This is a genomic window from Streptomyces racemochromogenes (assembly GCF_044129415.1).
Classification (GTDB): domain Bacteria; phylum Actinomycetota; class Actinomycetes; order Streptomycetales; family Streptomycetaceae; genus Streptomyces; species Streptomyces racemochromogenes_A.
This window is the reverse complement of sequence record NZ_JBBDHD010000032.1, coordinates 57,549-70,938: the sequence shown is the minus strand read 5'-3', so window position 1 is coordinate 70,938 and position 13,390 is coordinate 57,549. Positions and strand designations below refer to the sequence as shown.

General features: G+C 72.7%; 13 protein-coding genes and 2 pseudogenes. 7 read left to right on the top strand and 8 right to left on the bottom strand.

What is annotated here, in order from left to right; all coding sequences use genetic code 11:
- Positions 1 to 87: 87 nt before the first annotated feature.
- Both WDV06_RS15385 and ppdK read right to left on the bottom strand, forming a co-directional pair.
- Positions 88 to 990: a universal stress protein gene (locus tag WDV06_RS15385; RefSeq protein WP_395510297.1), complete on the bottom strand. Its 903-nt coding sequence runs from the start codon at positions 988 to 990 to the stop codon at positions 88 to 90.
- 280 nt (positions 991 to 1,270) lie between these two features.
- A complete protein-coding gene (gene ppdK / locus WDV06_RS15380) occupies positions 1,271 to 3,979 on the bottom strand; it encodes a pyruvate, phosphate dikinase (protein ID WP_395510296.1) in 2,709 nt (902 codons plus the stop codon).
- A 266-nt stretch (positions 3,980 to 4,245) separates the two neighbouring features.
- On the opposite strand from ppdK, the gene WDV06_RS15375 reads away from it, so the two are divergent.
- Entirely contained in the window at positions 4,246 to 5,160 is a 915-nt protein-coding gene (locus WDV06_RS15375) for a universal stress protein (protein ID WP_395510295.1), read from the top strand.
- A 424-nt stretch (positions 5,161 to 5,584) separates the two neighbouring features.
- On the opposite strand, the gene WDV06_RS15370 is transcribed toward WDV06_RS15375, so the two are convergent.
- Positions 5,585 to 5,935: a zinc ribbon domain-containing protein YjdM gene (locus tag WDV06_RS15370; RefSeq protein ID WP_395510294.1), complete on the bottom strand. Its 351-nt coding sequence runs from the start codon at positions 5,933 to 5,935 to the stop codon at positions 5,585 to 5,587.
- A gap of 210 nt (positions 5,936 to 6,145) precedes the next feature.
- Here WDV06_RS15370 and WDV06_RS15365 point away from each other — a divergent pair, with 210 nt between their 5' ends.
- The 6 genes and pseudogenes from WDV06_RS15365 to WDV06_RS15340 all read left to right on the top strand — a co-directional run bounded on the left by WDV06_RS15365 (position 6,146) and on the right by WDV06_RS15340 (position 9,903).
- Entirely contained in the window at positions 6,146 to 6,487 is a 342-nt protein-coding gene (locus WDV06_RS15365; protein WP_395510293.1) for an ArsR/SmtB family transcription factor, read from the top strand.
- 74 nt (positions 6,488 to 6,561) lie between these two features.
- The gene (locus WDV06_RS15360) at positions 6,562 to 8,217 is read left to right on the top strand and encodes a SulP family inorganic anion transporter (protein ID WP_395510302.1); all 1,656 of its coding nucleotides are present in this window, start codon (positions 6,562 to 6,564) and stop codon (positions 8,215 to 8,217) included.
- The gene (locus WDV06_RS15355) at positions 8,214 to 8,636 is read left to right on the top strand and encodes a pyridoxamine 5'-phosphate oxidase family protein (protein ID WP_395510292.1); all 423 of its coding nucleotides are present in this window, start codon (positions 8,214 to 8,216) and stop codon (positions 8,634 to 8,636) included. The genes WDV06_RS15360 and WDV06_RS15355 overlap by 4 nt, the downstream gene beginning before the upstream one ends.
- A gap of 17 nt (positions 8,637 to 8,653) precedes the next feature.
- Entirely contained in the window at positions 8,654 to 9,058 is a 405-nt protein-coding gene (locus tag WDV06_RS15350; protein ID WP_395510301.1) for an ATP-binding protein, read from the top strand.
- Positions 9,059 to 9,074: 16 nt separating this feature from the next.
- Positions 9,075 to 9,509 carry an STAS domain-containing protein gene (locus WDV06_RS15345; protein ID WP_395510291.1) on the top strand — a complete coding sequence of 145 codons (435 nt, stop codon included), beginning with the start codon at positions 9,075 to 9,077 and terminating at the stop codon, positions 9,507 to 9,509.
- Positions 9,506 to 9,903: pseudogene (locus tag WDV06_RS15340) on the top strand (ArsR/SmtB family transcription factor). Before WDV06_RS15345 ends, WDV06_RS15340 begins: the two are co-directional and overlap by 4 nt.
- Positions 9,904 to 10,000: 97 nt before the next feature.
- Here WDV06_RS15340 and WDV06_RS15335 read toward each other — a convergent pair.
- The 5 genes and pseudogenes from WDV06_RS15335 to WDV06_RS15315 all read right to left on the bottom strand — a co-directional run bounded on the left by WDV06_RS15335 (position 10,001) and on the right by WDV06_RS15315 (position 13,079).
- Positions 10,001 to 10,159 carry a DUF6126 family protein gene (locus tag WDV06_RS15335; RefSeq protein WP_395510290.1) on the bottom strand — a complete coding sequence of 53 codons (159 nt, stop codon included), beginning with the start codon at positions 10,157 to 10,159 and terminating at the stop codon, positions 10,001 to 10,003.
- Positions 10,160 to 10,355: 196 nt separating this feature from the next.
- Positions 10,356 to 10,607, bottom strand: coding sequence for a hypothetical protein (locus WDV06_RS15330; protein WP_395510289.1), 252 nt, complete (start codon positions 10,605 to 10,607; stop codon positions 10,356 to 10,358).
- Positions 10,608 to 10,737: 130 nt separating this feature from the next.
- Entirely contained in the window at positions 10,738 to 11,481 is a 744-nt protein-coding gene (locus WDV06_RS15325; protein ID WP_395510288.1) for a carbonic anhydrase, read from the bottom strand.
- Between the two features lie 11 nt (positions 11,482 to 11,492).
- Positions 11,493 to 12,083 (bottom strand): annotated as a pseudogene (locus WDV06_RS15320) (NF041680 family putative transposase); the annotation flags it as partial.
- A 582-nt stretch (positions 12,084 to 12,665) separates the two neighbouring features.
- Complete coding sequence (locus WDV06_RS15315; RefSeq protein ID WP_395510287.1) at positions 12,666 to 13,079, bottom strand: peptidoglycan-binding domain-containing protein; 414 nt, start codon at positions 13,077 to 13,079, stop codon at positions 12,666 to 12,668.
- Between the last annotated feature and the right edge of the window lie 311 nt (positions 13,080 to 13,390).

Sequence of the window (13,390 nt, the reverse complement as noted above, 5' to 3'; positions counted from 1 at the left end):
CCCCCCCCCCCCCCCCCCCCCCCCCCCCCCCCCCCCCCCCCCCCCCCCCCCCCCCCCCCCCCCCCCCCCCCCGCGGCGGGGCCGTGATCAGTCGTGCGGGACGACCGCCACCGGGGTCCGGGAGCGGTGCAGCAGAGTGCGGGTGAGGCCTCCGGTGTGCGGCCCGAGGCGGGAGTCCCGGTTGCGGCGGCCGATGACGACGAGGGCGGCCGCGTGAGAGGCGTCCAGCAGCCGCCGGGCGGGGTGTCCGGGGCGGATCTCCGCGGTGACGTGCAGGCCCGGGAAGGCGTGCCGCCACTGGTCGAGCACCCTGGCGAGGGCCGTCGCGGTGGCCGCGTCCGCCGCGCCCGGGGCCGGCGCCGCCGCGGCCTGCGCCGTGGGGCCGCAGCCACCAGGGTGACGCGGGCTGTGGACGACGCGCAGCGGCACCCCGAGCCGGTGGGCCTGGGAGAAGGCGAACTCCAGCACCTCGTCGCACGGGTGCGAGAGGTCCAGGCCGAGGACGACGTCACCACCCGGAACCGGCTCGCCGGCGCGGACCAGGACGACCGGACGCCGGGTACGGGCGACCACCGCCAGCGCCACCGAACCGACGACGAACCCGGCGACCCCGCCCCGCCCGCGTGAGCCGAGCACCAGCAGCTCGGACTTCTCCGCGGCCTCGCACAGCACCGCGGCCGGCTCGCCGCACCGCTGCCGGACGAGCACCTCCAGGCCCGGATGGGTGCGGCGCACCCGCTCGGCCGTCGTCCGCGGGACCTCCTCGCTCACCCGGGAGGGGGTTCCGGGTCCGACGAGGGGTGAATGGACGTCCGGTTCCAGGCCCCACGCGTGCAGCAGCCGCAGCGCCAGACCGCGTCGGCGCGCCTCGTCGGCGGCCCAGGTGACGGCGGCCAGGCTCTCACGGGAACCGTCGAAACCGACCGTGACCGGCAGGGACGGTGAGCGGGGGCCGGGGATGGACGGCGCAGTGAGCAGCGGGTGGGTCATGCGGAGGACCTCCTGGTTCGGGCGGTGGTCGGTGTGCGGACGCGCGGGGCCGTGGCTCAGGCGAAGACGGCCTTGAGGGCCCGCAACGCCGTCAGGTCTGCGTTTCGTTCGCCATGGGCATGCCCTTCGTGGAGCGGGGTGCCTCCCCGTCGCCAGGCTCAGTCAACCCCCGTGCCGGAGGCGCCCGCAGGGGCCGACGGGCCCGGCCGCCGGCCCGTTGGTCCCTGCGTTCCCTGCGTGACGGCCCCGGTCGGGCCCGTGCCGTCCGGGAGCGGCTGCCTCAGGTGCTGCTGCCCGCGGATGACGGCGGGAGCGCGGCGCGGCCGGCTTCCAGCCGGGCGACCGGGACGCGGAGCGGGGAGCAGGAGACGTAGTCCAGCCCCGCCGCGTGGAAGAAGTGCACGGACGCCGGGTCACCGCCGTGCTCCCCGCAGACTCCGACCGTCAGGTCCGGCCGGCTCGCGCGGCCCTCCGCGACGGCGATCTCGACGAGCCTGCCCACGCCCTCGCGGTCGATCGTCTCGAAGGGCGACCGTTCGAAAACGCCCCGGTCGAGGTACGCCGGGAAGAACGCCGCCTCGGCGTCGTCGCGCGAGAAGCCCCATGTGGTCTGGGTCAGATCGTTCGTCCCGAAGGAGAAGAAGTGCGCGTCACGGGCGATCCGGCCCGCGGTCAGCGCCGCCCTGGGCAGTTCGATCATCGTACCGACCGGGCAGTCGAGCGGGACCCCGCTTTCCCTCGCGACGTCGGCGAGCACCGCGTCGACCTCGTTCCGCACCAAGTGCAGCTCCTCGGCGGCGCCGACGAGCGGGACCATGATCTCCGCGCGGGGGTCGCCGCCGGCCTGTCTGCGGGCGACGACGGCCTCGGCGAGGGCCCGTACCTGCATGGCCACCAGCCCGGGGGCCACCAGGCCCAGCCGTACGCCGCGCAGCCCGAGCATCGGGTTCTCCTCGTGCATCCGCTCCACAGCCGACAGGAGTGCGCGGTCCCGGGCGGCAGGAGTCCGGCCGACGGCCTCCTGCCGGGCGATCCGGACGGCGAGTTCGGTCCGGTCGGGCAGGAACTCGTGCAGCGGCGGGTCCAGCAGCCTGACGGTGACCGGCAGCCCGTCCATCGCCTCCAGGATGCCGGTGAAGTCCTGTCGTTGCAGGGGCAGCAGCGCTGCGAGGGCCTGCGTGCGCCCGGCGGCGCTGTCGGCCAGGATCACGGCCTCGACCAGGGGGCGCCGGTCGCCGAGGAACATGTGCTCGGTCCGGCACAGGCCGATTCCCCGGGCGCCGAAACGCCGGGCCCGGGCAGCGTCCTCGGGCGTGTCGGCGTTGGCCCGTACCTCCAGGCGCCGCGCCGAGTCCGCCAGGGCCATCATGCGGTGCACGTCACGGACGACCTGCTGCGCTTCGCCGTCGGGTGCCCGTCCGCCGGCCTCGAAGTACCGCATGACCTCCGACTCGGCCAGCGGCACGGCGCCCAGCCGCACCACGCCCTCGGTGCCGTCCACGGAGACGACCGTGCCCTCGGTGACGGTGACCCCGTCCGCGGTCGTGAAGCTCCGCTCCACCGGGTCGACCGTGATGCCTTGCGCCCCGCAAACGCAGACCTTGCCCATGCCCCGCGCGACGACGGCCGCATGACTGGTCTTGCCGCCCCGGGCGGTCAGCACCGCCTGGGCGGCGATCATGCCGGGAAGGTCGTCGGGGGTGGTTTCCTGCCGTACGAGGACCACCTGTTCGCCGGCCCCGTCCCGGCGGACCGCCTCGGCCGAGTCGAACACCACGGCTCCCACGGCGGCTCCCGGCGACGCGGGAACCCCCCGCGCGACCACCGCGCCCACGTCCGGGTCCGAGGTGTCGAAGCGCGGGAACATCAGGTGGGCCAGGGCGTCCCCGTCGACCCGGGCCAGTGCCTCCTGCGGGGAGATCAGACCTTCGTCGGCCAGCTGGGCGGCGACTGCGAAGGCGGCCTGGGCGGTGCGCTTGCCGACGCGGGTCTGGAGCATCCACAGCTTCCCGCGCTCGATGGTGAACTCGATGTCGCACATGTCCTGGTAGTGGGCCTCCAGGCGGTCCATGTGGGCGCACAGCTCCTTGTACGAGCCGGGATCGAGCTCCGCCAGCTGTCGGAGGGGCACGGTGTTGCGGACGCCGGCCACGACGTCCTCACCCTGGGCGTTGGGCAGGTAGTCCCCGTAGGCCCCCGGCCGCCCGGTGGCCGGGTCGCGGGTGAAGGCGACGCCGCTCCCGGAGTCGGGCCCCAGGTTGCCGAAGACCATCGTCTGGATGCTGACGGCGGTTCCCAGGTCGTCGGGGATGTGCTCGCGGCGGCGGTAGATCCGGGCCCGTTCGCCGTCCCAGGAGGCGAAGACGGCGAGGACCGCGCGCCGCAGCTGCTCGGACGGATCCTGGGGGAACTCCTCACCGGTCCGTTCCGCGATCAGGTCCTTGAAGGCCTCGACCAGCCGGATCAGGTCCACGGTGTCGAGCCGGCTGTCGTCGGCCACCGTGTGCTGCCGCTCCAGACCGCCGATCAGGGCCTCGAACAGCGCGCTGTCCACCCCCATGACCGCACTGCCGAACATCTGCACGAGGCGCCGGTAGGAGTCCCAGGCGAACCGCTCGCGCTCCGGCGTCTTGCCGAGCCCCAGGACCGAGAGGTCGTTCAGCCCGATGTCGAGGATCGTGTCCATCATCCCGGGCATCGAGAACCGGGCCCCGGACCGGACGGACAGCAGCAGCGGGTCGTCGACCTGCCCGAGCCGCTTGCCCGCCGCCCGCTCCAGGGCCGCCAGGTGCCGGGCGAGCTGGTCTTCGAGCTCCGGCGGCGGCTCACCGGTGGCGAGGAACACCCGGCAGGCCTCGGTGGTGACCGTGAAACCCGGCGGCACGGGCAGACCCATGCGGGCCATCTCCGCGAGGTTGGCGCCCTTGCCGCCGAGCAGTCCGGCCATCTCCCGGCGGCCCTGGCTGAAGCCGTACACGTAGGTCGTCATCGCGCCTGCCCGTCTTTTCGAGGGATGCCGGTCGTCACCTCCACCCTGAGCCCGGGGCGCCTCCTGCGGGAGGGCCCAGTGGTCCCCGTCGGGACCCGACCGGTCCCGTCGTCTGACACCCCGCACCCGGTCCGCCCGCGGAGGCAGGGGAGGGCCGGCCCTCGCAGAGGGACTGTCGGCCCTTCTTCGGGTCTGTCCGGGGGAGGGAAGGTGAAGCCGGTTGCGCCGGTTCCCCCGGCCGGCGCAACACCAGCCCCACCATCCCCATGACGCCGCGAAACCGCGAAAGGACGAGATACGTGAATCGCCCCCGCCCCCTGGTCGCCGGAGTCGACGGCTCTCCCGAAAGCCTGGCCGCCGCAGACTGGGCCGCACGCGAGGCCGTGCGCCGTGACGTGCCACTGCGCCTCGTACACGCCTGGTTGTGGCAGCCGCTCGACCTGCCCGTCACCCAGGACCGGGAGTCGGCGGCACGCCGCGCGCAGGAGGTCCTCAAGGCGGCCGAGACCGACCTGGCCGACCGGTTCCCTCAGCTGGAGCTGACGGCGGACGTACTGCGGGATGCGACCGTGCCGGCCCTGCTGCGGGCCGGAAGGGAAGCCGGGATGCTGGTCATCGGCTCCCGGGGCCACGGCGCCGTCCTCGGATTCCTGCTGGGCTCCTACGGCCGGCAGGTCATCGCCGCCGCGGAGTGCCCCGTCGTCTCGGTGCGCGAGGCGAAGGGAGCGCCGGCTCCCGGCCCCGGCGAGGGAGAAGTCGTCGTCGGCCAGCAGGGCGGCGTGGCGGAGTCCGGCGACGTACTGCGGTTCGCCTTCGAGGCGGCAGCCGCCCGCCACACCACGCTGCGGGCCGTACGTGCTTGGAGCCTGCCCCCGGTCTACGCCTACAGCCCGGGATCGCTGTGGCTCGCCGACCGGTTCGGCGGCCTGGAGCCGTACGAGAAGGCGGCGCTGGAGCAGGCGCTGGAACCGTGGCGGCAGAAATACCCCGAGGTGGAGGTCGTCGAACACGTGGAGATGGGCAGCGGGGCGGAAGTGCTGCTGTCGGCGGCCTCCCGTGCCGAGCTGCTCGTCGTCGGACGGCAGGTCCGGCAGTCGCCGGTGGGCCCGAGGACCGGCTCGGTGGCCCACGCCGCGCTCCACCACGCACGCTGCCCGGTCGCCGTCGTACCGCATGTCTGAGTCCGTCGGCCGGAGGCCATGACGCCGCGGGACCGTGCCGGAGCCGCACCGAGACGCATCCGGGCTGGAGCGCCGTCGCGGACTCCGACGTTGCGAACCGGTACGAGGCGCTGCCGCGGCCCTGGGTGGGGTACCGGATGACCGGTGCCCCGCGGATCCGCTCGGACCTCGTCACCGGCTTCCGGCCGGAGGTCCCGCCCGGCGCCGTGGCCCGCTCGTCGAGGTTCTGGAGTCCGCTCCGGCGGCCCCCGGCTGGGATGCCCGTGCCGTTGTCCGACCCGGTCAGCTCCGTCTCGCGGCGCCGGGGACGGGCATGGCGTTGTCGATGGCCACACCTGCCGCGACGGACAACGGGTTGCCGGACACCTCGTCGCGCACCCGGATCGGAACCCCGAGGCGCCCGACGGACACGACCGGCCGCCAGTCAGGCCTTCTTGACCACGCTCGACTTGAGCTGCATGGCTCCGAAGCCCTCGATCCGGCAATCGATGTCGTGGCCGTCGACGCCGTCGATCAAGCGGATGTTGCGGACCTTGGTGCCCGCCTTGATGCCCGAGGGGCTGCCCTTGACCTTCAACGCCTTCACGACGGTCACGCTGTCGCCATCGCACAGCACGTTGCCGACGGCGTCCTTGACCACTCGCTCCCCGACGTCACCTCCCGTGCTTTCGGCAGGTACCCATTCGTGGCCGCACTCCGGGCAGACCATCAGAGCGTTCATCTCGTAGGTGTACTCACCGGAGCACTTCGGACACGGAGGCAGGTTGTCGCTCATTCACGCAGATTTCTTGAGGTCCGGGAAGCGGGGGCGCCTGGGGCGGACCGGCCGGCCGGCCGACAGGGGCACCCGCGCGATGGAGTAGCCATCATAGCAAATTGCAAAAGTCTGCAATTTCATAGAACCTGTAGGTGCTGTGTCCGTAGGTAGCCGCGGGCACAGCACCAAGCCGTGCCCCGTTCGGGGCGGTGAGAAGGGTCCGAAACCGTGCCGGTTCCGCTGTATCAGGCCAAGGCCGAGTTCTTCCGGATGCTCGGACACCCGGTGCGGATAAGGGTCCTGGAGCTGCTGCGGGACGGGCCGATGCCGGTGCGGGACCTGCTGGCCGCGATCGAGGTCGAGCCGTCCGCCCTGTCCCAGCAGCTCGCGGTCCTGCGCCGCTCGGGCATCGTCACCTCGACCCGTAACGGCGCGACGGTCGTCTATGAGCTGGCGGGCGGGGACGTGGCGCAGCTGATGCTCGCGGCGCGGCGGATCCTGACCGAGGTGCTGACGGGGCAGAGCGTGCTGCTGGAGGAACTGCGCGAGTCCGAGGTTCCGGCATCGTGAGCGCGAACACCGCGGTGACGGCCGTGCTGGGCCGGGTCCGCTCCCTCCTGCCCGCCCGGGCCGACTACGCGGTCATGGCCGGCAGCCCCCGCCGGGACCTGCTGGCCGGGCTCACCGTGGCGATCGTCGCCCTTCCGCTCGCTCTCGGGTTCGGGGTCTCCTCCGGCCTGGGTGCGGAGGCGGGGCTGGCCACCGCCGTGGTCGCGGGTGCGCTGGCCGCCCTGTTCGGAGGGTCGAACCTCCAGGTGTCCGGGCCGACCGGTGCGATGACCGTGGTGCTGGTGCCGATCGTCGCCCGCTACGGGCCCGGGGGCGTCCTCACCGTCGGGCTGATGGCCGGTGTCCTTCTGATCGGTCTCGCGCTGCTGCGCGCCGGGCGGTACATGCGGTACGTGCCGGCGCCGGTGGTGGAGGGCTTCACCCTGGGGATCGCGGGCGTGATCGGCCTCCAGCAGATACCCAACGCGCTGGGGGTCGACAAGCCGGAGGGGGAGAAGGTCCTGCTCGTGGCGTGGCGGGCGCTCGTGGAGTTCGTGGCGTTCCCGAACTGGACGGCGATCGGCCTGTCCGTGGGTGTGGCGGCGGTGATGCTGGCCGGGGCGCGGTGGAAGCCGACGGTCCCGTTCTCGATCGTCGCGGTGATCGCCGCCACCGTGATCACCCAGGTGTTCCACCTCGACGCGGCGGCCCCGATCGGGGACCTTCCCTCCGGACTCCCCGCCCCGTCGCTTGCCTTCCTCGATGTTTCCGCGTTCGGCTCCCTGCTGGCCCCTGCGGTCGCGGTCGCGGCGCTCGCCGCGCTGGAGTCGCTGCTGTCGGCGACGGTGGCGGACGGGATGACGGTCGGGCAGCGGCACGACCCGGACAAGGAGCTGTTCGGCCAGGGCCTCGCCAACCTCGCGGCCCCGCTGTTCGGTGGCGTGCCGGCCACCGCCGCCATCGCGCGCACCGCGGTCAACGTCCGTACCGGCGCCTCCTCCCGGCTGGCCGCGCTCACCCACGCCGTGGTACTCGCGGTGATCGTGTTCGCCGCCGCCCCCCTGGTCTCGAAGATCCCGCTCGCCGCGCTTGCGGGCGTACTGCTGGCGACGGCGATCCGGATGGTGGAGGTCGGCTCCCTGCGCGCGATGGCGAAGGCGACCCGCTCCGACGCCGTCGTCCTGGTCCTGACCGCTGCCGCCACGCTGATCCTCGACCTCGTGTACGCGGTGATCATCGGGCTCGTCGTCGCGGGCGCCCTCGCGTTGAAGGCGGTGGCGAGCCAGGCGCGGATGGAGCAGGTCGACTTCAGGCCCGACCTGCCCGGCGAGCACAGCGACGAGGAGCACGCGCTGCTCGCCGAGCACATCGTGGCCTACCGCATCGACGGCCCGCTCTTCTTCGCCGGCGCCCACCGCTTCCTCCTCGAACTCTCCGAGGTCGCCGACGTCGAGGTGGTGATCCTGCGCATGGCGAGGGTGACCACCCTGGACGCCACCGGGGCCCTCGTCCTCAAAGACGCCGTGGAGAAGCTCAACCGGCGCGGGATCGCCGTCATGGCCTCCGGCATCCGGCCCGGCCAGCGCCAGGCCCTGGATGCCGTCGGCGCCCTGGAACTGCTGCGCCCGGGGGGCCGCGAGTACGCCACCACCCCGGAGGCGATCGCCGGCGCCCGCAAGTATCTGGAGCAGGCGGGCCTGCTGCCGCGTACGCATCACCGACCGCACCGCATCCGGAAGGCCCCACGATGACCGTCCCCGCCGACCTCCGCATGATCGAGGTCTCCGGCGCAGAGGCCCTGTGGCTCCTGGACGGCTCCGCTCAGGGCCGCCTCGTCCACGTCCAGCGGGAGGTGGCCGTCGTCCGCCCCGCCGCACATGTGATGGAGTACGGGCGCCTCGTGGTCCGCGCCCCCGTGCAAGCCGCCACGATCGCAGGCCGGGCACTGCTGACCTACCAGGTGGATGAGGTCCGCACCCCGGCGGGGACCGGCTGGACGGTCAGCGTCCACGGCCGGGCGGAGATCATCGCCGACCCGGATGAGGCCGCGCACTACCGGCGCACCCTGCGCGGCTGGAGTCACGGACCGCACGACACCCTGCTGCGGCTGCATCCGCAGTCCGTTTCCGGCTTCCGTCTGGCCCGCCCCGTTTCGGGGGCTGGCCGGTGAGGGTCCAGGTCGAGGCGATGCCCTACCGGCACGTGCTGGACGTACCGGCCATGGGCTCGGCCGTGCGCATCGCCCGGGAGACCACCGAGTCGGTCCTCGTGGAATGCGGGGTGGGCCTACGGCACCCGAGCGTGGGACCGGCGCTGCTGATCATGTCCGAGCTGGTCACCAACGCCGTCCGTCACGCCGCCGTGTCCTCCCCGATGATCACCGTGACCTACGCCCACGGACCCGGCGCCTTCGCGTTCGCCGTCCACGACCACCACCCCTGCCGGCCCGCCCTGTTCGGCGCGCTCGGCACCGCGCCGGGCAGCGGCCTGGCCATGGTGGTCGAAATGACGAGGGAGCTCGGCGGCACCGCTGTCGTACGGGCGGATGCGGACGGCCGCGGCAAGGCCGTCTGGATCACCCTTCCCCTGTGAAGCCGAGGAGCTGACGATGACGATCGAATGGCGCTACACCACCCGTCAGGACCTGGGCGTGCTGTCCCTGGCCGGGTATCTCGGCGCGGAGGCCACCGACCGGTTCAACGGAGCGATCGGCTGGGCGCTCGCCCGGGGCACCGGCCCGGTCATCCTCGATCTCACCGCACTGCTGGGCTGGTCGGCCGGCGGGCAGCTCGCGGTCGCCCGGGCCGCCCGCCGTCTCGGCGAGAGCGGCCGCCGGCTGGAGCTCGCCGCGATCCCCGCCGACGGCTCGCTCGTCCCCGATGCGACCTGCCCGCACGTGCCCGTCCACTGCGACCTTGCCACCGCTCTGGCCGCCCACGGCGCGTGCGGAACGGTCAAGCAGTGGACCACCGACGACTGGCCGCAATTGTGGAACGGGTCCGGGTGGATGAGACGGGCAGTCGAGGGAGAGGCACACAGGTGAGCACGCCGCTCTACCAGCTGAAGGCGGAGTTCTTCAAAACGCTGGGGCACCCGGTGCGCATCCGCGTCCTGGAGCTCCTGTCCGTACGCGAGCATGCGGTCGCCGAGATGCTGCCCGAGGTCGGCGTGGAAGCCGCGAGCCTCTCCCCGCAGCTCGCCGTCCTGCGCAAGGCCAACCTGGTGGTCACCCGCCGCGAAGGCTAGAACGTGTTCTACAGCCTGACCCACCCCCAGATCGCCGAGCTCTACGGGTGGCCCGCGGCATCCTCTCCGGCGTCCTGGAGGGCCAGGCAGAACTCCTGGCCGACCTCAAGGCCGGCCGCCCCGCCTGGACGATGTCCCACGGTGCAGGCCCCGGGGACCGCACCCCACATGCGGCGGCCGTCTTCCGTTAGTGCGGGTTCAACGCGCTTCTGACACCGGAAGACGGCCGCTCTCTCCCCTACTGAACCCGCACCCCGGGCGTGCCTGGATCCCACTTCGGTCCTGGTCTCACTTCTGGGCGTGCTGCCCCAGGTAGAAGAGCAACCAGATGAACCCGGCGAACACGTGCGTGCCGAAGATGTAGAAGAAGGCCCGCATCGCGACCCCCTTCTCCTTCCACTTCTCGTGCACCGCACCTGTGTCCTTCCCGGTCGGGTTGTCCGTCACGATGCGTCTTCCTTCCGGGGGCCCGGCCCCTCGACCGGGCGGCGGAACGGGCGGACGAGAACCTGTATGCCGTGCTTTCCTGCGTGCTCGATGACGGCTGCGACCTCGCCGGCCCCGACCCTGCGAACCCGAGGCTCAGGGCCGGTGCCGAGGTAGGTGATCTCGTACAACCTGGCGACCTCTCCACTGCTGCTGGTCACGGCGTGCCTTCCGGAAGGATGAAGCGGACGGCGACCGTGCCGGACCCGCCGGGGGAAGGCCCGATACGGACGTCACTGCGCAGCCCCTGCCCGGCGGCGAAGAGCGCGGAGGAGCTCTCCGGCCCGAAGAGGGCCAGAGAGCGTTCGCTGCGTTCGCGCGCGGCCCGTACGGACGCCGGCACCAGCGGCACCGTCCCCAGGTGCTTGCGGGTCGCGACGGCCGCCCGCCCGCCGGGGTGCCCGGCCATCACCGACGCCCCGGACCCGCCGAGGGCACCGCACCGCAACCCCGTCCGTCATATCGAGAACTAGTAAATTGCATAACTCTGCAAGTCTACCGCGTGCGGATCCGCCGGGAAGTTCACCGGCCGGGGGCGATCAGGGCACCTTGCGCACCAACTGGCTGGTCAGTTCGTAGCGTGCTCCGACGATGGCCAGGCAACCGTCGGCGACCCGGGCGGCGAGGTCCGGCTCGGCAGTCAGGCGCGTCCGGACCCGGCGCACGTTCTCGGTGACCGCCGCGTCGATCCTGGCCTCGCCCTCAAGCCGGTGATCGATGGCCGGCCGGATCCGCTCCGCCAGGTAGCGGACGTGCGCCGGAAGCGCGCCGCCGGCCTCGGCGTGCACGGCGGCAGCTACCGCCCCGCACCCCTGATGGCCCAGGACGACGATCAACGGGACGCCCAGTTCCAGCACCCCGTACGAGATGCTGCCCAGGACCGCTTCGTCCAGGACCTCGCCCGCCGACCGCACGGTGAGCAGATCGCCCAGCCCCTGGTCGAAGACCAACTCCGGCGGCACCCGCGAGTCCACGCACCCCAGGACCACCGCGAACGGGTGCTGCCCACCCACCAGCTCCCGGCGCACGTTCCCGGCCCGGTCCGGATGGCTCTCGTGAAAGGTTCGCCACCGCCGGTTCCCCGCCACCAGCTCACTCCACGCACGCCCTGGTCCACACGGCCGCGACCCGCCAACGGCTGCCGCCCCGGCTCGCGCCCCCGAGGCCGCCGACGCCGGGCACACCAGCCCCGCCCCTAACGCCGCGGCCCCGGTCAACCCCGCACGCACCAGTCGGCGACGCGCGACGGACACCTCTGACCCACAGCTGTGATCGAGACTCATGTCCGGACAAGCTAGACGCTTCCCGCGTCCGGGCGGCGGGCGCAGGCCCGGCCTTGAGCAAGATTTGGCCCACTCCGTCCCAGGACCGCCCAGCCCGCTCGGTGGGCGGCCGGCGTACGCCTGCTTCCGGGGCGGTGCGAAGCCAGGGGGCAGCGTCCAACGCGGGCCGGGCCGCGCAGGGCTGAGCCGGCCGCATCGGCCTTCGTGCGCAGGTTCCGGAACCCGCGCCGGGCCCGGGCGGGGTGAGCTTGTTCGGTTCCGCCGGTCGCTCCCAGGGGTGGCGAAGCTCGGCGACGAGCGGCCGGGCGAGGCGGAGCCGCGTGTGCGCGGCGACCACCAGCCAGGTCCACCGGTCGGCCGCCTCGGGGTCGCGCAGCCGGGGCTCTGCTTGAGCAGGCGGAAGGTGTGCTCCCCGTCGAAGCGGCGGAGGAACGCCTGCCAGCAGCGGTCGACGTCCTCGGCGCCGGCGCCGGTGCGCGACCACCAGAGCCAGACCGGCCGGTTCACCGGGCGACGCGGTGCCGTAGCGGCGGGTCGCGGTGGTGGTGACCGCCTGCTCGGGTGCCCCAGGTGCCGGGGTCGCCGAAGACGAACTCGCCGCCGAAACCCCAGATGCGGCACCGTGCGCAGCCACCTCGCCCTCTCGCGGCCCGTCAACGGCCGCCTGCCGCGTTCGGCGGGTCGGGCGTGAGGCGGAGGAACGCCGTGTGGGCACCGTGGTGGCCGGCGGGGAGTTCGCAGGGGCTGGCGCACGCAGCCGTCCACCACCTGACGCGCCCGCACCGCCGCACGAGGAGCCGCTGCGAGACCAGCCGACAAACACCCGCTGACCGGTTCGCACCGTCACAGAACAGCAACATGGCCGCCCCCCGAGGCACCCCGAACGGCACCCTTGCACTCCACCCGCAGCACCACAGGAGACCAGCATGGGATTCCCCGACCACGCCGCCCTGCAGCAAGCGCAGCGCGTCGCGCCGCCCGGGCGGGCAGCCATAGAAGACCCCCCGGAACGGTGACAGTTCCGCGAACGGCTCGCCCTGTACGCCCCCGGGTACGGCCTTCGAGCCAAGTCCTGCATCTCTTGGTCGAGTTCAGGATCACGCGAAGGCCGTGCCCACGTCCCGGAGACAATCGAACGAGTGATCACAGGGCACTTGTTCGAGGTCGGACGCTGAGCGGCAAGCTCAGAACTTGTTGCAGATCGTCTGAGGGTACGTGTTGGCGTTCCAGTACATGGCCCTTCGCGTCTGGGGGCCGTAGACGCCGTCCACGGAGATGCCCATCCTGGCCTGGAAGTCCCGTACCGCCTGGGCGGTGGCGGGGCCGTAGTAGCCGTCCTCTGCAAGGCCGTTGGCGCCGTTACACCGACGGAGCGAAACCTGGAGGTCATAGGTTCCGGTGTTGAACCCCGACTGCTGGCCCATGACACAGTCCACCGAGCCGGTGGACGACACCGGCACCCAGGTTCCGTAGCCACCCACGGAGACCTGCTGCCCCGTCGTACAGGTGGGGACGGACGCACTCGCGGTCGGGGCAAAGCCGAGCAAGGCGGCAAGAGACAGGACCGTGGTGCCCAGAGCGGTTACGCGACGCTTCATGAGAGCGCTCCTGAACGGGGTGAAGAAAGGAGTTCGGGACACCCCCGTGACGTCCCGAACGACGATGGTTCTCGGCCATCCAGGGGCATCGTACATTTGAGTGATCGGCGGCCCGCTCAGGGGGAGTTGGCGTGAGCGCCCCCTGTCCGGCGATCCCCTCGGTGAGACCATCGGTGCCCGGAAGGTGGGACTCGCCCTGCGTGCAGCATCGGGCCGGCGCCCACCACCGTCCGCAGCGACCGCCCAAGCGCGACTGGCCCGGAGGGCTGGGGGGCGGGTGAGGGTGCCGATGATCGCTTCGGTGGTGTCAC

Bases quoted from the DNA above. Each gene is read 5' to 3' on its own strand.
- WDV06_RS15370 (WP_395510294.1), bottom strand. From the start codon at position 5,935: ATGAGCGACAACCTGCCTCCGTGTCCGAAGTGCTCCGGTGAGTACACC.
- ppdK (WP_395510296.1), bottom strand. From the start codon at position 3,979: ATGACGACCTACGTGTACGGCTTCAGCCAGGGCCGCCGGGAGATGGCC.
- WDV06_RS15355 (WP_395510292.1), top strand. From the start codon at position 8,214: ATGACCGTCCCCGCCGACCTCCGCATGATCGAGGTCTCCGGCGCAGAG.
- WDV06_RS15375 (WP_395510295.1), top strand. From the start codon at position 4,246: ATGACGCCGCGAAACCGCGAAAGGACGAGATACGTGAATCGCCCCCGC.
- WDV06_RS15360 (WP_395510302.1), top strand. From the start codon at position 6,562: ATGGCCGGCAGCCCCCGCCGGGACCTGCTGGCCGGGCTCACCGTGGCG.
- WDV06_RS15315 (WP_395510287.1), bottom strand. From the start codon at position 13,079: ATGAAGCGTCGCGTAACCGCTCTGGGCACCACGGTCCTGTCTCTTGCC.
- WDV06_RS15330 (WP_395510289.1), bottom strand. From the start codon at position 10,607: ATGGCCGGGCACCCCGGCGGGCGGGCGGCCGTCGCGACCCGCAAGCAC.
- WDV06_RS15325 (WP_395510288.1), bottom strand. From the start codon at position 11,481: ATGAGTCTCGATCACAGCTGTGGGTCAGAGGTGTCCGTCGCGCGTCGC.
- WDV06_RS15350 (WP_395510301.1), top strand. From the start codon at position 8,654: ATGCCCTACCGGCACGTGCTGGACGTACCGGCCATGGGCTCGGCCGTG.
- WDV06_RS15345 (WP_395510291.1), top strand. From the start codon at position 9,075: ATGACGATCGAATGGCGCTACACCACCCGTCAGGACCTGGGCGTGCTG.
- WDV06_RS15385 (WP_395510297.1), bottom strand. From the start codon at position 990: ATGACCCACCCGCTGCTCACTGCGCCGTCCATCCCCGGCCCCCGCTCA.